The following is a 16,120-nucleotide window of genomic DNA, read 5'->3' as shown; positions in this document are numbered from 1 at the left end:
GATCGTCACGCCATCGTATAAGCCTTGTCCCGGCTGTCCCGCCGCCCGGTCGGTCAGCAGTTCCCACTCCGGCAGCACCGCCGCCCCGGGCCCCGGCCTACGATGATCCCGACCCACCGATCAGCCGATCACCCGCGTCCCGCCCGGCCCAGCCGCCCCGGGGCGCCGTTCCGGGGAGGAACCCTTGACCCAGCACCTGGGCGCTTTCGCCGCCGCGCCGCGCGACCTGCACACCTTCATCGCCGGACTGCCCAAGGCCGAACTGCATGTGCACCACGTCGGCTCCGCCTCCCCCCGGATCGTCGCGGAACTCGCCGCCCGGCACCCCGACTCCAAGGTGCCCACCGACCCCGAGGCCCTGGTCGACTACTTCACCTTCACGGACTTCGCCCACTTCATCGAGGTGTACCTGTCCGTCGTGGACCTCATCCGCACCCCGGAGGACGTGCGGCTGCTGACGTACGAGGTGGCCCGGGATCTGGCCCGGCAGCAGGTGCGCTACGCCGAGCTGACCGTCACCCCGTGGTCCTCGACCCGCCGCAACATCGACGAGCGCGCCTTCATGGACGCCATCGAGGACGCGCGGAAGGCGGCCGAGGCCGAGTTCGGGACGGTGCTGCGCTGGTGCTTCGACATCCCCGGCGAGGCAGGTCTCGAGGCCGCCGAGGAGACGACGCGGCTCGCCACCGACGACCGGCTGCGGCCCGAGGGGCTGGTGTCGTTCGGGCTCGGCGGGCCCGAGATCGGGGTGCCGCGGCCGCAGTTCAAGCCGTATTTCGACCGGGCGATCGCGGCGGGGCTGCGCTCCGTGCCGCACGCGGGCGAGACCACCGGCCCGGAGACGGTGTGGGACGCGCTCACCCATCTGCGGGCCGAGCGCATCGGCCACGGCACCCACTCCTTCCAGGACCCGAAGCTCCTTGCGCACCTCGCCGAGCACCGGATCCCGCTGGAGGTCTGCCCGACCTCCAACATCGCCACGCGCGCGGTCCGCAGCCTCGACGAGCACCCGATCAGGGAGTTCGTGAAGGCCGGGATCGTCGTCACGATCAACTCCGACGATCCGCCGATGTTCGGTACCGATCTCAACAACGAGTACGCCGTCGCCGCGCGCCTGTTGAACCTCGACGCGCAGGGGCTCGCCGCGCTCGCCAAGAGCGCCGTCGACGCCTCCTTCCTCGACGAGCCCGGCAAGGCCGGGATCCGGGACGAGATCGACTCCTACACCTCGGCGTGGCTCGCCCCCTGACGCCACGCAGCAGGACGCCCTTCACAATGGGGCCATGCAGAACGTGACCGCCGTGGCCCATCGCGGCGACCCCTACCGCGTCCGCGAGAACACGATCGACTCGCTGCGTTCCGCGCTCCGACGGGGCGCGGACGCGGTCGAGATCGACGTACGGCTCACCAAGGACGGCGTCCCCGTGCTGCTGCACGACGAGACGCTGAAACGGATGTGGGAGCACGAGCGGCCGATCCGCTCGCTGTCCGCGGCCGAGGTGCGCGGTCTCACGGACGGCGGGGTGCCGACGCTCGCTCAGGCGCTGGCCGCCACCGACGGCACCCGGCTGATGCTGGACCTGCCGGGGATGCGGGACGTGCGGGCGGCGCGCCGCGTCGTGGACACGGTACGGGAGGCGGGGGCGGCCGACCGTGTCTACTACACCGCCGACGCCACCGCCATGCTCGCCGTCCGCGCCGCCGACACGTCCGCCGAGATCGCCCTGACCTGCACCAGCCTCGCGCCGCCGCGCCCCGCGCTGCTCGCGGCGGTGAAGCCGCGCTGGCTCAACTACCGCTTCTCGCTGGTGGACCGCGACCTGGCCGCCCGCGTCCACCACGACGGGTACCTGTTGTCCGTCTGGACCCCGGACACCCGGCGTTCCATGCGCCGCCTCATCGGACTCGGCGTCGACTCGATCACGACCAACCGCGTCGACGTCCTCTGCGCCCTCCGGGGCGGCGGCTGACCGGCTACACCCGTGAGCGCTGGGCCACCGTCGCCGGATCGGACAGGGTCGCGCGGGTGACGTACTGCGGGACCGGGGTGTCGTCCCTGCCGGTGTCGCGGACCAGGCCGTAGCGGGTCACGCCCTGGGCGGGGCCGGTCGTGATGTCCTGCTCCGCCGCGTCCCAGGTGGTCGGGGAGACGTACAGGTTGTAGTCGGCGCCGCTCTCGTTCACGGTGAGGGTGACGCTGCCGTCCACGTAGAAGTACTCGTTCTGCCACATCTGCTGGGTGCCGGGCGGCAGGACGTCGAAGCCGGTCGCCTTGCTGCCCATGCCGGTGGCCGTGGGGTCGGTGCTGCTGACGCGGTCGTCCATGCGGCGGCCGCCGCCCGAGGCCACGTGGAAGAGCTTGCCCTTGAGGCCGGTCCAGCTCGGCGGGACCAGGCCGCCGGGCCGGTACTGCGGCGCGATCTGCCAGCGGACCTGGACATAGCCCTGGCCGGTGAGTGTCACGTTGTCGCCGCGGTGGTTCAGCTGGGCGTGCGCGCCGCCGGTGCTGGTGATGCCGGACGCGGGCCGGTGCGGAAGGGCGGCGGGCCGGGTGTCCGGGGCGGGCGCCTTGTCGACGGCGTCGACGACATTGCCGTAGAGCTCGGTCTTCTGCTTTTTCGGCTTCTGCTGCTTCTTCGTCGCCGAGGGGGACGGGGAGGGTGTGGGCGGGGCGGACGGGGGCGGCGGGCGGTGGGTGCTCGACGCCGTGGGGGTGCTGGAGGCGCGCGGCGGCGGGCTGGGCGGGGTCTGTGTGACGACGTAGGCGCCGCCCGCGACGATGGTCGCGCTCGCCGTGACGGCGACGGCGGGCTTGGTCAGGACGCCGAGCACCTTGGCGGACCAGCCGACGGAGGTGGCGGCCGCGGCCGTCTTGCCGCCGAGGGCCAGGGAGAGCGTGAAGCCGACTGGGAGCGGGACCAGCGCGATGCCGACCAGGAGTCTTTCCGCCGGTACGACCGACTCGCGCGCGTCACCGCAGTAGCCGCAGCCCCTGATGTGCCGGGCCAGCCGCTTGCGCCAGACCGAGTCGGGGCGCCCGTCCCAGCGGCCGGTCACTTCACGCAGTTCGGGGCAGGCCCCGTCCAGTGCGCGCACGATCCCACGCGAGGTCTCCAGGCGCTCCTTCATCCGCTGGACGCGTACGGCGGCGTGCTGCCGGCTGATGCCGACGGCGGCGGCCAGTTCGCGCCGGGTCAGCTCGCCCGCGACCTCCAGCCACCACAGCGACAGCAGCTGCCGGTCCTCGTCGTCCAGCCAGCGCACCGCCTCCGCGACCTCGCGCCGCTGACCCTCCAACTGCAGCCGCAGCACGGTGAGTTCGGCGAAGTCGGTGGCCTCCCGGGCGGCACTCTCGTCCAGTTGCTGCGGGGACTTCCGGCGCGCCCGGTCCCGTATCTGCCGCATGGCGATCGCCATCAGCCAGGACCGGAAGCTGTCCGGGTCGCGGAGCGAGCCGAGGTTGCCGACGGCGCGCAGCATGGTCTCCTGGACGACGTCGTCGACGTCGGCGTGGCCGTTGAGGGCACGGCCGACGACGTTGTAGACCAGCGGCAGCCAGCCCGCGACGAGGTCGTCCAGCGCCTGCCGGTCACCGGCCTGTGCTGCCGCGATGGTGGAGCGCCACTGATGCCCGGCCCTCTCGTCCACGTGCGTCCTCTCCCGGGTCATATGCCGTTCGACCGCACCTTCTCAGCCGAACCGGGGGTGGTGGCTATGTCGGGGATCACGGTGGGCGCCGGGTGCGGGCGGGGCATGTGGGGGCTCCCGGGTGTGAGGGGAATGGGGGACGCGAGGGGAGACGTGGTGGAGACGGGCGGGATAACACTTTTTCGGCGAGCCGCGGCCGACGGCCGGTGACGGTCCGTGCCCGTAGGGGCGATCCCCCACAACGCCCGCACACCGTAAGGGACTTGCTCCGGGACCGGTCAGGGATCCATGCCCTCCCCACCGACGATCCGCACCACCTCCCGCGCCCCGAGGATGATCCACGACCCCCTGCCACCGAGCCCTCAGGAGCAGCCCATGCGCGCCCGCACCTCGACGATCCTCGCCGCCTCCCTCGTCCTCGCCCTGACCGCCGGTCCGCTGACCGCGCCCGCGTTCGCGTTCGCCGCGACCGCCGCAGTGTCCGCCCCCGCCGCCACCGGCCCCGACACCGACGCCCTGCGTGCCGCCATCGCGGGTCTCCCCGACACGGACGCGACTTCCGCAGCCATCCGTGTCGGCGGCAACGGGACGTGGCACGGGACGGCCGGAGTGCGGGACGTCCGGACCGGGGCGCCGGCGCTGGAGAACGGACGCTTCCGGGCCGGTTCGGTGACGAAGGTGGTCACCGCGGCGGTCGTGCTGCAGCTGGCGGCCGAGGGCCGTATCGACCTGGACGGCACCGTGCAGCAGTATCTGCCCGGCCTGCTCACCAAGGAGTTCGAGCCCGTCACCGTACGGGAGTTGCTGAACTACACCAGCGGTCTGCAGTCGGGCGCGTCCCTCGGGGACACGGTCGAGGACGGGTATCCGCACCGTTTCGAGACGCTGACCCCGCGGCAGGTCGTGGCGGCCTCCGTCGCCAAGGGCCCGGCGTACGCGCCCGGCACACGGCAGGACTACGACAACATCCACTACACGGTCCTCGGCATGCTGATCGAGAAGGTGACCGGCGACTCGTACGCACACCAGGCCGAGGTACGGATCTTCCGGCCGCTCGGCATGCGGGACAGCTCGTTCCCCATGGGCGCCGACCCCCGCCTCCACGGTCCGCACAACCGCGGATACGACTGGATCGACGGCAGGCTGGTGGACGTTACCGACTGGAACATGTCCGACCGCCGGGCGGCAGGCGACCTGATCTCCACCACCGCCGACCTGCAGCGACTGCTGGTGGGGCTGTTCCGCGGCCGGGTCGTGCCCGAGCCGCAGCTGAGGGAGATGTTCACGCTTCCCGACGTGCCCGGCGCACGGTACGCGGCGGCGCTGGAGCGGTTCGAGCTGAACGGCAAGGTGATCTGGGGCAAGACCGGCTCGCGGCCCGGCTACGCCACGGTGATCGCCGCCACCCCCGACCTGTCCCGCACCCTGGTCTACTCGGTCACCTCGACCGACGCCAAGGGTGACGGCCAGGCGACCGCCGAGCGTTTCGCCTACCCCGCCTTCAACCGCTGACCCGCCCCCTGGCCCCACCCCTCCAGCCGCTTGATCTTCTTCCGTACGACGTACAGCGGGATCACCCCGAAGACCCCGAACGACATGTCGATCACCGACCACCAGAAGGGGATCCCCCGGAGCGGCCCGCAGATCAGGGCGAGCGGGATGATCCCGGCACAGGCGATCATGGCGAACTCGACGACCCAGATGTTGCGTACGGGATCGCGGTAGGGCCCGTAGAAGGCGACCGCGATGACGAGGTGGGCGAAGGCGAGCCAGTCCGTGCCGTAGAGCAGGAAGGGGTGGTCGGCGTCGGCGGTGTCGAGTCCGCGCCGGACGCGCTCGATCCAGTCCATGAGGGCGGGGACGTGGTCCGGCACGGACAGGGACCTGAGCAGGTCCTCGGTCCAGCGCAGTTCGTGGACCAGGGGGAAGGCCGTGGCGCCGCTGAGCACGAGGCAGACGACGAAGAAGGCCAGCCAGGCGCGGATGCCCTTCAGCAGGGCGGCTCTGTCGCTCATGGCAGCAGCGTACGCCCCTTGTTGAACGTGTTCAAAACTGCTGTCGATCACCTGCTGGAGGGGATGGCACCTCCGATACGGGCCGACTGGGCGACCGTCGGCACGGAGCTCGCCGACGGTTCGGCGGTCCGGGGGGCCGACGGGCGGTTGGGGATGGTGCTGGGAGCGGGAGTGACCGGGGCGGGTGCCGTCGTCGACGGCGGCAGCGTCGAAGGGCTGCTCGCGGGCGGCGGGGCGAGGGGGACCGCCGGGGAGGCCGGGCCGTTGGAGGCGGTCAGGTGCAGTGGCAGCACTACGAGTGCGGCGACACCGCAGGTCAGGGCCGCTCCGGCGGCAGCGCGCAGGAGACGGCGGCGGGATGCGCCGCGGCGGATCTCCTCGTAGCGGCCGGGTGGCGCGCCGAGGTACTCGGCGGGGGGTCGCAGGAGGACGGTGAGCGGGTCGTCGGGGTCGAAGTCCGGGCCCTCGTCAGAGTGTGTGATCAAGGCTTCTCCTCAGCTGGGCGCGGAGCAGTTCGCGGGCCGTGTGGAGGTCGGCCTTGACGGTTCCTTCCTTGCGTCCGGTCAGCACGGACACCTCCCGGATCGGCATGTCAGCGTAGTAGTGCAGCAGGATCGGGACGCGCAGTCGTTCCGGGAGGGACTGCACGAGCAGGCGTACCGAGGGGTCCGTCTGTTCGGGATGAGGGGCCACGGCGGCCTCCGTGGTCGCCCGGCGCACGGCTCTGCGTTCGCGCTCCAGCTTGCGCCAGTGGTCCCGGACGAGGTTGGCCGCGGTGACGTAGAGGAAGCCGCGCGGCTCCGCGACGGACGTCCAGCGGGCCCAGAGCCGGGTGAACGCCTCCGAGGCGATCTCGTGGGCCGTCTCGTCGTCGTCGACCAGCCGACGGCACCAGCCGGCGAGACGCGGATAGAGGGCGGCGAACAGCTCGGACGCGGCCTTCTCACGGGACCGTTTCAACGTTCTCCCGGGTCGTGGGGGCACTCGTAGGGGCGCTTGTGGAGGAAGAGCCCGGGCCGACGGCGTACGTTCCGCCGGCCCGGATTCCGGGTGGCCGGGTCAGGGACCTGCGGAGCTCAGCACCGCGAAGACGATCACGTTGTCGAGGTAGCCGTCACCGGTCCGCTTGCCGCCGCAGGTGATGAGCCGCAACTCCGGCCGGTTCACGTTCCCGTAGACCTCGTCCGACGGGAAGTGGGCCTTGGAAACCGTGCGGACGTCGGTCACGGCGAACACCGCAGCCGTGCCGTTCTCCAGGCGCGTCACGATCTTCTCGCCCCGGTGCAGCTCCCCCAGGCGCCGGAAGACTCCGTCCCCGTATGCGCCGACCGTGACATGTCCGAGGATCACCGACGGTCCGGTCCGGCCCGGTGTCGGGGAGTGCTCGTACCAGCCCGCCCGGTCGTGCGCCGCGATCGGCGGCACCTGCACGCTGCCGTCCGCGGCCAGGCCCAGCTTCATCACCGGCGTGTCGACCCCGATGGCCGGTATCCGGAGCTCGACCGGGGTCGATCGCCCCACCGCGGACACCGGCTTGCCGGACTTGGCCGGGGGCCGTGCGGAGGCGGACGGCGTGCTTACGGAGCTCCCGGTCGTGACGCCGGGGCCGCCGCAGGCGACGAGCAATGCGGCCAGCGCCGCGGCGGCGAGGGCACGCCCGGAGAGCCGGCTCACGCCCCGTTCGCCTGCCGGCGGCGTACGAGGAAGACGGCGCCGCCACCGAGGACGACGGCCGCGGCGGCACCCCCGCCGACCAGCGCACCCGTGCTGGAGGAGTCCGAAGTGGGCGGCACCGCACCGGTGTTCGGCGCACCGCTCGGCACGACGGAGACCTGGCCCGGGGACGGCGCCCGGGTCGGAGCCGCGCTCGGCACGGCGCTCGGGGCGGTGGAGGCGCTGGGCCTGGTGCTGGGGGCCGGGGTGGGCGCCTGGGTGGCGGTGCGGACGGGGCTGGGGGCCGCCTTCGCCCCGTCGGCGAACGCGGGCAGCGCGCCCGCCAGCACGGCGGTGCACGCAAGTGCCATGGCACTGAGGCCGGTTCGGCGCATGAATCGCTCTCCTTCGTCGGTCCGCCCTGTGGTCGACGGGCGGGCTGTGTGACTGATCGAGCGGAGAGACGAGGCAGCGGTGGGCCGGGTTGTAAAGAACCGGCAAAGTCGCGCGGGATGGCGGGATCCGGCCCATTGATCGGGGAATTGGTGACGACCGTGTGCGCGGGTCTTGAAGGTGGCTTGCGGCCGTTCCTGTCATGACGTAGGTACGTGAATCATGAACCTGTTCACCCGTGCTGCGTCCCTGCGCCGCCCGGCTCCCCCCACCGCCCCGCAACGCCCCCTCGAACCACCGGCGTTCGCCCCCACAGCGAGCCGTCAGGACCCCGCTCTCGCGGCGCTGACCGGAGAGTGGCTGATCGACCCGGCACACAGCCGCATCGGTTTCTCCGTCCGCCATGCCCTGGTGACGACCGTCCGCGGGGCGTTCACCGAGTACCAGAGCCGGCTCTACTTCGACGGCCGTGATCCCTCTCGCTCCCGCGCCGAGATCGTCCTGTCCACCGCGTCCGTCGACACCGGCGTGGAACAGCGCGACGCGCACCTGGTCGGCCGTGACTTCCTGGACGCGGCGAACCACCCGCGTATGCGCTTCGTCAGTACGACGGTGCAGCTGGTGGGCAGCGACGTCTACCGCATGTCCGGCGAGCTCACCATCAAGAACACCACCCGCCCCGTCGACCTGGAGCTCACCTACATCGGGCACGTCGTCGACGCGTTCGGGGACGAGCGGGTCGGTTTCGACGGCACGACCACGATCAACCGTTCCGACTGGGGTCTGACGTACAGCCAGAAGCTGGCGGAGGGCGGCGCCATGGTGAGCGAGAAGGTGCGCCTCCAGTTCGACATCGCCGCCATCCGGACACTGCCCGCCTGACCGGGGTACGGCCTCAGAGAGCTAGTTGACACTTTGGTACATCGCAGGTCAGGGGATGTTTCGCCGGAAGGAGAGGGCCGGCGGCCCTTTGCCGGCCCTGGTATTGCTCAAGCTCGTCGAGTCCGCTGTGCTGCGGTGGCGGGGATCCACAGGGCATGACTCCTGCCCCCTCGGCCCGGCGGCAGGCCGGCGCGTCGGGCCGATGAGTTTGCCGGTTGCCTGAAGTCTTCCGTAAGACGAGCCCGCCCCGCCCCGTCGGCGGATCGGGAAACGTCGGATCCCAGTGTGATGGCGGAGAGAGGCAGGCCAGGATGAACAATCCGATTCGGCTGTACATGTCGATGTCGCTCGACGGCTATATCGCCGGCCCGGACGACCGGCCGGGGCAGGAGCTCGGACGCAACGGCGGACGGCTCTTCAACTGGCTCGACGACCGGGAGTCCGACGGTCCGAGCGGCCAGGTCTACCGCGAGGCGCTGGCGACCGGCGCGGTGATCTCCGGCCGTCGGACCTTCGAACTCGCCGGGCGCTGGCAGGGCGACCACCACGACGGCGTGCCGATCTTCGTACTCACCCACCAGGTGGACGACGGGGACGTGCCACCCGGCCATGCGCGTTTCGTCACTGATGTCGAGGACTGCGCCCATCAGGCTCGCGCAGCCGCAGGGGACCGGCCGGTCATGGTCCACGGGGCGGGGGCGGCCCAAGCACTTCTCCGAGCCGGGCAGGTGGACGAGATGGAGATCCACCTGGTTCCGGTCCTCCTCGGGGACGGCCGACGGCTGTTCGACCACCTGGGTGGCGATCACATCGAACTCGACCTCGTCCGACGGCTCGAGGCCCGAGACGTCACGCATCTGCGCTACCGCGTGCTTCGACCCGAGGAGGCCGCGTGAAGACGCTCTTCGTCTCCTACCGCGTCACCGACCTGGACCGCTCGCTCGGTTTCTACACCGCCTTGGGCTACGCCGAACTGGGCAGGGTCGAGGTCGACGACGGGGCTCGCCTCGTGATCCTCAAGTTCCCCGACGAACCGGCGGCCTCGCTCGAACTGGTCCACCGCCCCGGCGACGGACCGGTCGACGTGGGCAACGGTGTCGACCACCTGGCGATCCAGGTGGAGCAGCTCGCCACCACCCTGGAGACCCTCACCGAAGCCGGCCTGGAGCCGGGACCTGTCCAGTACCCGGGCGGCCCTCACGGCCCGAGGACATCGTGGCTCACGGACCCGGATGGTTACCGGTTCGAGCTGGTGGAGTGGCCGCCCGGACATCCCGACGGCATCACCGCAGCAGACTTCGCCTGAGGCGGCCACGGTCTCTCCGCCGGGCCCTGGGAACGCCGTCCCCGGAGTACTGGGCGTCCACGATCCAGCTGCCGTGGAACCCCGGCGGAACCCGGCCGGGCAGGTGTATCCGGGCCGGCGGGCGGCCGCCGAAGTCTCTCAAGAGCCGGGCCCGAGGCCGCTCCCGACCACACTGCCCGCTGCCGCGACCGCGGCACCCTTGAGAAGTCCCCGCCGCGTGTGACTGGCCATCAGCAGTTGGCCCGGGCCCCGATTACGAACCGCTGACTTATGCGGCAGGAGCAGCACGCGGCCGGAGCGGTCGAGCCTCCATCAGCCCCGGAGCGGTTCAACCAGGGGCTTCGCTGCGCTGTCAGCCGAGGTCCCGAAGTGCACACTTCGGTGGCATCTCTCCGTCTGCGTACGTGATGGGCAACGAGAGGCGGCTGAACGAGGCCTCGTACGGCTCCACCGGGCGCATGGGCGATGCCGGGTAAGCGCACCTGATCAGCCTCGGCGGCGAGGATAGCCCGGGTTACCGACAGGGTCGCAGTTCCCGCGTGCGGTCGAGGTGCGCGGTGGTCAGGACGACCTTGGAGCTGGTGCCGTACGCGGGCTGTCCGTTGAGGTTGGGGCAGCGGCCGGTGTGGGTGCCGGATCGGTGAACGAACCCCCTGCTCGTGGTGCAGCGCCGGCCGATTCGAGCGGTAGCCGCGCTTCAGCGGCGTCCGGTGCGACGTTCTCAACTGCCTCGCTGGCTGTGTGCGGCGTCGAGCGTCGGGGTTGATGGCTGAGGGGCCGGTATGGGCAGCAGCCGGTGCAGCAATGACTGTTCAAGTTCGATCAGGATGTCTTCGCTGCTGGTGTGGTGACCTGGCAGGGTGTGCCAGAGGACCAGTTGGCCGTGCAGGGCGGTCCACAGGTGGATGCCGACGGTCTCCGCTTCCGGTCGACGGGCGGGCGCGATCGCCGCGAGATAGGTGTCCACGGCGTGGGTCCATGCCTGGAGCACGGTGCCGAGGGGGGTCTCGGCGGAGGGCTGACGCTCGGGTTCGTATTCCAGGCTGAACATCAGCCGGTACCGGCGGGGCTTGTCGATGGCGAATCTGCGGTAGGCGGCGGTGGTGGCCCCTATCCGCTCCCACGGGGCGGCGCCGGCTGCGGCGGCCGCTTCGCCGGCCTCGCCCATCGCTGCGGCCAGCGCCCGGTAGGCGGCGTCGAGCACGGTGGCGACCAGTTCGGTCTTGTCCTTGAAGTGCAGATAGACGCTGGGCGCGGAGATGCCGACCTCGCGGGCCACTCCTCGCAGGGAGAGCGCGTCCTCGCGTCCCGTCTCCTCCAGGATGCGGGTCGCCGCGTCGAGGATCTCCTGCCGTAGCCGTTCCCCCTCGCCCCGCACATTGGGCACCCGTCTGACCTGCTGCTTCATGGCCACCTCCTCACTGTGTGCACCCTATCTGCCCGCCCGCGCCCCCTACCCGTACGGCCGACGCCGCAGAGGCGGAAACAGAGGGAGCGGCTCCACACCTTCGACTAACGGTGTTAGTCTATCAAGCAGAACACCTAACGCTGTTAGTTGATGGTGGAGAGGAACAGCTATGCCCTCGTCTGCGTCCGTCCCCGCGTTCGAACTCGCCCGTCCGAAGGACGCGCCTCTTGATCCTCCGCCCCTGTATGCCGAACTGCGGACGGAGCGCCCGGTCACCCGGGTCTCCCTGTGGGAGGGGCAACTCAGCGCGTGGCTCGTGACCCGCTGGGAGGACGCGCGGGCGGTGCTCGGCAGCCCGGCGTTCAGCTCCGACCCGTCTCGGCCCGGTGCGCCCAACTTCAAGCCAGGCACCCCGCAGCCCCGGCGCGGCTTCTTCCAGGGCCATGACGACCCCGTGCACGCCCTGATGCGGCGCACCCTGACCCGGGAGTTCATGGTCAAACGTATCGACGCGCTGCGTCCGGCCATCGCCCGTCTGACCGACGAGCTCCTCGGTGACCTCACGGGGCGGCCGGGCCCGGCCGATTTCGTGGAGCGCTTCGCGCTGCCGTTGCCCTCCCTGGTGATCTGCGAACTGCTGGGCGTGCCGTACGAGGACCACCCCTTTTTCCAGCGGCACTCGAAGGTCTTCGTCGACCTGACCGCCACGGCGGAGGAGACCACCCGTGCGCAGCAGGCACTGGCCACGTATCTGCTGGAACTCGTGCGGACCAAGCGCACGACGCCTGGCGACGACCTGGTCACCCGGCTCGCCGAGCAGGTCGACGCCGGTGTCATCACCGAGCAGGACGCGGCCGACCTGAGCTCCTTCCTGCTGTTCGCCGGGCACGAGACGACGGCGAACATGATCGCGCTGAGCACCATCACCCTGCTGCACCATCCCGAGCAGATCCCGTACGTGCTCGGCGATCAGGACCAGGTGGCAGGCGCGGTCGAGGAGTTGCTGCGCCACATCTCGATCGTGCACGGCGGGCTGCGCCGTACGGCCGTGGAGGACGTCACCATCGGCGGCGTCACCATCCGCGCCGGCGAGGGTGTGATCATCCCGGTCGGAGTCGCCAACCGCGACCCGGAGATCTTCGCCGCCCCCGACGACCTCGACCTGGAACGCGCCGACGCCCGCCGGCACCTGGCCTTCGGCTACGGCATCCACCAGTGCCTCGGCCAGCCGCTGGCCCGCGCCGAACTCCAGATAGTCCTGCCGGAACTCTTCCGCCGGCTCCCCGGCCTGAAGGTCGCCGTGCCGATGGAGGGCATCGCTTTCAAGCGGGATTCCATCGTCTACGGCGTCCACGAACTGCCCGTCACCTGGTGACCCGCACCCGCTTACCCCCCCACCGCCCCCCACAGGGAAGAACCGCCATGCGTGTAGAAGTCGACGTTCCCAAGTGCGTCGCCTCGGGCCAGTGCGTCATGCTCGCCCCCGACGTCTTCGACCAGCGGGACGAGGACGGGATGGTCGTCCTCCTCGACGCCGCCCCGCCCGCCGAACTCCACGACGCCGTCCGTGAATCGGCCACCGTGTGCCCCGCGGCCGCCATCCGCCTGGGAGAGTCATGACCACGGGCACGGCCGGTGAGCCGGCCGGCGCACCGGGCCGCGTCGTCATCGTCGGCGCCTCCGCGGCCGGTCTCGCCGCCGCCGAAACCCTGCGCCGGTCGGGTCACACCGGCACCATCACGCTCATCGGCGACGAGGCCACCGCTCCTTACGACCGGCCGCCGCTGTCGAAGGAAATCCTCCGCGGCGCCTGGACACCGGACCGGCTGCCCCTGCGTACCGAGGCCGAACTCAACGCCCTCGGCCTGGAGGCCCGTTACGGCCGCGAGGCCATCGGAGTGGACCTCGCCGCCCGGACGGTGCTGCTGTCCGACGGCAGCGAGGTGGCGTACGACGGACTGGTCGTGGCCACCGGAGTCCGCCCCCGGCTGATGCCCGGCACCCCGGCCCACACCCTGCGCACCCTGGACGACGCCCTCGCCCTCAAGGACCGCCTCGGCCCGGGCCGGAGCCTGGCGGTGGTCGGCGCCGGGTTCCTGGGCGCCGAGGCCGCGGCGGTGGCGGCCGCTTCGGGCACCCGTGTGACCCTCATCGAACCCGCGCCCGTCCCACTGGCTCACGCGGTCGGCGAGGACATCGGCCGCATCCTCGCCCAGGCCCACCTCGAGCACGGCGTGGACCTGCGCACCGGGACAGGGGTCACCGAGGTCGTCTCCGGCGGCGTACGGCTGGCCGACGGCAGCACGGTCGAGGCCGAGACGGTACTGGTGGCCGTCGGCTCCCGGCCCAACACCGAGTGGCTGACCGGCAGCGGCCTCACCCTCGACGACGGACTGGTCTGCGACGAGTTCTGTGCCGCCGCACCCGGCGTGTACGGCGCGGGCGACGTGGCCCGCTGGCACAACCCGCTCTTCGACACCTCGATGCGCGTCGAGCACCGCACCAACGCCACCGAACAGGGCATGGCCGCCGCCCGCAACCTCCTGGGCGCCCGGCGGCCCTTCGCGCCCGTCCCTTATTTCTGGTCCGACCAGTACGACATGAAGATCCGTGCCTACGGCTACCTGCGCGGTCACGACGAGGTACGGATAGTCGAAGGCAGCCTGGCGGAAAGCAAGTTCACCGCGGTCTACCGCTTTGGCGACCGGCTCACCGGTGTCCTGGCCGTCGGCATGCCACCCAGGCGCATCCGTGGCTGGCAGCAGGCCATAGCTGCCCGCACCCCGTGGCGCGACGCCCTCTCGAAACCCCCGTCCGTCCCGGAAGGAGCGGCGGCATGAGCGGCACCACCGGTCCGGAAGGGGTCGACGCGGCCGGCGCCGACGGGATCCCGAAACAAGAACAGGAGACACACATGACCGAGAAGGTCTGGTTCATGACCGGTTGCTCACGCGGCTTCGGCCGACTGTGGGCGGAGGCCGCGCTGCAGCGGGGCGACAAGGTCGCCGCGACCGCGCGCGACGAGAGCAGGCTCAAGTCGCTGGCCGCGGCGTACCCCGACTCCTTGCTGGTCCTGCCGCTGGACGTCACCCGGCGCGGCGCCGTGTTCGACGCCGTGACCGCCGCCCACGACCACTTCGGGCGGCTCGACGTGATCGTCAACAACGCCGGTCACGGCCTGCGCGGTGCCGTCGAGGAGGTCCAGGAGGCCGATGTCCGGGAGCTGCTCGACACCAACCTGCTCGGGGCGCTCTGGGTGACGCAGGCGGCGCTTCCCTTCCTGCGCGCGCAGGGAGGCGGCCACGTCCTGGCGGTGTCCAGCCAGGGCGGACTGATGGGTGAGGCGACCCTCGGTCTGTACAACGCCTCCAAGTGGGCGCTGGAAGGGATGATGGAGGCACTGTCGAAGGAAGTCGCCCACCTCGGCATCAAGGTCACCATCATCGAACCCGGGCCCTACGCCACCGAGTTCTCGTCCCCCGCCTCCCTCAAGGCGTCACCCGAGAACCCCGCCTACGACGAGGCCCGCCAGGCCCTGTACGCGGACTTCGACCCCGCGGCCGTCGGCGACCCCGCCGCCACGCCGCCGGCCGTGCTGGCGGCGGTCGACGCCGCCGAGCCCCCGCTCCGGCTGATTCTGGGCAAGTCGGCCCTGCCCAAGGTCCGCAGCCACTACGACGCGCGCCTGTCCACCTGGGACGCATGGGCCCCCGTCTCCGAGCGCGCCCACGGCCACCCGTAGTTGACCGACACGGCATTCGCCGCAGGGCGTTGCCCCCTGCCGTCCCACCCCCCAAGAAAGGCCCTGAAGAGTGAAGGCAGCTGTCTACCGCCGCAACGGCGGCCCCGAAGTGCTCAGTTACGAGGATGTGCCGGACCCCGTCCCCGGCACCGACGAGGTTCTGATCAGGACGGAGGCCATCAGCATCGAGGGCGGCGACCTGATGTGCCGTCTCCTCGTCCCCCCTCCGGCGGACGGGTTCGTCCTCGGTTACAGCAGTGCCGGTGAGGTCGTGGCGGTGGGCTCCGCGGTCACGGGCTTGGAGGTCGGTCAGAAGGTCTGCGCTTTCGGGCAGGCCCATGGACTGCCGGCCGGTTCCCATGCCGAACTGCGCGTCGTACGCCCGGAGCACTGCTGGGTGCTGCCGGACGGTTTCGATCCGAAGGCGGCGGCCTTGGTGCCGGTCACCTTCTCGACCGCCTACGAGGCGCTGTTCGAGCGCGGCCGTCTCACGAGCGGCGACACCGTGCTGGTACAAGGGGCGGCCAGCGGGGTCGGGCTGGCGGCGATGCAGCTCGCCAAGAAGGCGGGTGCCCGCGTGATCGGGAGCGCGTCGAACCCGGCGCGGTTCGAGGAGCTGCGTCGTTACGGCCTCGACGAGGGAATCGACTACCGAAGCGAGAACGTCCGTGACCGTGTCCTGGCCCTGACCGGCGGGCGTGGTGTCGACCTGGCCGTCGACTGCGTGGGCGGTTCGCTGCTCCAGCAGCTGATCGAGGCCACCCGTCACGGCGGGCACATCGTCCCGCTGGGCACGGCTTCCCGCGAAGAGAGCACGGTCGACGTCGTGAGCCTGATCCGCAGCAACACGACGCTCCACGGCGTAGGGCTCGCCTCCCTGCTCCATGAGCCCCGGGTCCACGCGTACATGGCGGACCTCATCCGCCGCATCGCGGACGGCGAACTGGAAGCCGTGATCGACCGCGTCTTCCCCTTGGCCGACGCTGCGGCCGCGCACCACTACGCCGAGCAGCGCGGCCGGATCGGCCGGGTCGTGATGGTGCCCTGACGTTCCCGGCGAGCACCAGCCGCAC

18 protein-coding genes and 1 pseudogene are annotated in these 16,120 nt (G+C 71.3%); 11 read left to right on the top strand and 8 right to left on the bottom strand.

All coding sequences use genetic code 11. The features are described 5' to 3' along the window. Nucleotides 1-92: 92 nt before the first annotated feature. A pseudogene (locus IH68_RS0137940) lies at nucleotides 93-1,249 on the top strand (adenosine deaminase); the annotation flags it as partial. Nucleotides 1,250-1,283: 34 nt separating this feature from the next. Then, entirely contained in the window at nucleotides 1,284-1,970 is a 687-nt protein-coding gene (locus IH68_RS0137935; RefSeq protein WP_030944828.1) for a glycerophosphodiester phosphodiesterase, read from the top strand. Between the two features lie 4 nt (nucleotides 1,971-1,974). Here IH68_RS0137935 and IH68_RS0137930 read toward each other — a convergent pair whose 3' ends face one another. Then, entirely contained in the window at nucleotides 1,975-3,669 is a 1,695-nt protein-coding gene (locus IH68_RS0137930) for an RNA polymerase sigma factor (protein ID WP_030944823.1), read from the bottom strand. A gap of 354 nt (nucleotides 3,670-4,023) precedes the next feature. Between IH68_RS0137930 and IH68_RS0137920 the strand changes: the two genes are divergently transcribed. Beyond that, the gene (locus IH68_RS0137920; protein ID WP_030944817.1) at nucleotides 4,024-5,160 is read left to right on the top strand and encodes a serine hydrolase domain-containing protein; all 1,137 of its coding nucleotides are present in this window, start codon (nucleotides 4,024-4,026) and stop codon (nucleotides 5,158-5,160) included. Here IH68_RS0137920 and IH68_RS0137915 read toward each other — a convergent pair. From IH68_RS0137915 to IH68_RS0137895, 5 genes are all read right to left on the bottom strand, one after another. After that, nucleotides 5,139-5,663 carry a hypothetical protein gene (locus tag IH68_RS0137915; RefSeq protein ID WP_037885916.1) on the bottom strand — a complete coding sequence of 175 codons (525 nt, stop codon included), beginning with the start codon at nucleotides 5,661-5,663 and terminating at the stop codon, nucleotides 5,139-5,141. The genes IH68_RS0137920 and IH68_RS0137915 overlap by 22 nt on opposite strands. A gap of 47 nt (nucleotides 5,664-5,710) precedes the next feature. Then, nucleotides 5,711-6,148 (bottom strand): hypothetical protein, encoded by a 438-nt coding sequence (locus tag IH68_RS0137910; protein WP_030944811.1) that lies wholly within the window; start codon nucleotides 6,146-6,148, stop codon nucleotides 5,711-5,713. Then, entirely contained in the window at nucleotides 6,132-6,623 is a 492-nt protein-coding gene (locus tag IH68_RS0137905; protein WP_030944810.1) for an RNA polymerase sigma factor, read from the bottom strand. Before IH68_RS0137905 ends, IH68_RS0137910 begins: the two co-directional genes overlap by 17 nt. A gap of 99 nt (nucleotides 6,624-6,722) precedes the next feature. Beyond that, entirely contained in the window at nucleotides 6,723-7,337 is a 615-nt protein-coding gene (locus IH68_RS0137900; protein WP_030944807.1) for a class F sortase, read from the bottom strand. Continuing rightward, nucleotides 7,334-7,711, bottom strand: coding sequence for an LPXTG cell wall anchor domain-containing protein (locus IH68_RS0137895; protein ID WP_030944804.1), 378 nt, complete (start codon nucleotides 7,709-7,711; stop codon nucleotides 7,334-7,336). The genes IH68_RS0137900 and IH68_RS0137895 overlap by 4 nt, the downstream gene beginning before the upstream one ends. 220 nt (nucleotides 7,712-7,931) lie before the next feature. On the opposite strand from IH68_RS0137895, the gene IH68_RS0137890 reads away from it, so the two are divergent. The 3 genes from IH68_RS0137890 to IH68_RS0137880 all read left to right on the top strand — a co-directional run bounded on the left by IH68_RS0137890 (nucleotide 7,932) and on the right by IH68_RS0137880 (nucleotide 9,897). Continuing rightward, entirely contained in the window at nucleotides 7,932-8,591 is a 660-nt protein-coding gene (locus IH68_RS0137890; protein WP_030944801.1) for a YceI family protein, read from the top strand. A gap of 311 nt (nucleotides 8,592-8,902) precedes the next feature. Next, on the top strand, nucleotides 8,903-9,487 hold the full coding sequence (locus IH68_RS0137885) for a dihydrofolate reductase family protein (RefSeq protein ID WP_030944797.1): 585 nt from the start codon (nucleotides 8,903-8,905) through the stop codon (nucleotides 9,485-9,487). Further along, the gene (locus IH68_RS0137880) at nucleotides 9,484-9,897 is read left to right on the top strand and encodes a VOC family protein (RefSeq protein ID WP_030944794.1); all 414 of its coding nucleotides are present in this window, start codon (nucleotides 9,484-9,486) and stop codon (nucleotides 9,895-9,897) included. The genes IH68_RS0137885 and IH68_RS0137880 overlap by 4 nt, the downstream gene beginning before the upstream one ends. Before the next feature lie 138 nt (nucleotides 9,898-10,035). Here the strand turns inward: IH68_RS0137880 and IH68_RS54110 are convergent, their stop codons facing one another. Beyond that, complete coding sequence (locus IH68_RS54110; protein ID WP_234341738.1) at nucleotides 10,036-10,128, bottom strand: twin-arginine translocation signal domain-containing protein; 93 nt, start codon at nucleotides 10,126-10,128, stop codon at nucleotides 10,036-10,038. Nucleotides 10,129-10,618: 490 nt separating this feature from the next. Next, a complete protein-coding gene (locus IH68_RS0137875; RefSeq protein ID WP_037885915.1) occupies nucleotides 10,619-11,305 on the bottom strand; it encodes a TetR/AcrR family transcriptional regulator in 687 nt (228 codons plus the stop codon). A 169-nt stretch (nucleotides 11,306-11,474) separates the two neighbouring features. Here IH68_RS0137875 and IH68_RS0137870 point away from each other — a divergent pair, with 169 nt between their 5' ends. The 5 genes from IH68_RS0137870 to IH68_RS0137850 all read left to right on the top strand — a co-directional run bounded on the left by IH68_RS0137870 (nucleotide 11,475) and on the right by IH68_RS0137850 (nucleotide 16,095). After that, on the top strand, nucleotides 11,475-12,680 hold the full coding sequence (locus IH68_RS0137870) for a cytochrome P450 (RefSeq protein ID WP_030944788.1): 1,206 nt from the start codon (nucleotides 11,475-11,477) through the stop codon (nucleotides 12,678-12,680). 47 nt (nucleotides 12,681-12,727) lie between these two features. Next, on the top strand, nucleotides 12,728-12,925 hold the full coding sequence (locus tag IH68_RS0137865) for a ferredoxin (RefSeq protein ID WP_030944786.1): 198 nt from the start codon (nucleotides 12,728-12,730) through the stop codon (nucleotides 12,923-12,925). Next, on the top strand, nucleotides 12,922-14,145 hold the full coding sequence (locus IH68_RS0137860; protein ID WP_051833943.1) for an NAD(P)/FAD-dependent oxidoreductase: 1,224 nt from the start codon (nucleotides 12,922-12,924) through the stop codon (nucleotides 14,143-14,145). The genes IH68_RS0137865 and IH68_RS0137860 overlap by 4 nt, the downstream gene beginning before the upstream one ends. Next, entirely contained in the window at nucleotides 14,142-15,047 is a 906-nt protein-coding gene (locus IH68_RS0137855) for an SDR family NAD(P)-dependent oxidoreductase (RefSeq protein ID WP_324607697.1), read from the top strand. The genes IH68_RS0137860 and IH68_RS0137855 overlap by 4 nt, the downstream gene beginning before the upstream one ends. A gap of 70 nt (nucleotides 15,048-15,117) precedes the next feature. Further along, the gene (locus IH68_RS0137850) at nucleotides 15,118-16,095 is read left to right on the top strand and encodes a quinone oxidoreductase family protein (protein WP_030944778.1); all 978 of its coding nucleotides are present in this window, start codon (nucleotides 15,118-15,120) and stop codon (nucleotides 16,093-16,095) included. Nucleotides 16,096-16,120: the final 25 nt, after the last annotated feature.

The sequence above is a fragment of the Streptomyces sp. NRRL S-646 genome (assembly GCF_000720765.1).
Classification (GTDB): domain Bacteria; phylum Actinomycetota; class Actinomycetes; order Streptomycetales; family Streptomycetaceae; genus Streptomyces.
This window is presented reverse-complemented; position numbering and strand designations above follow the sequence as displayed.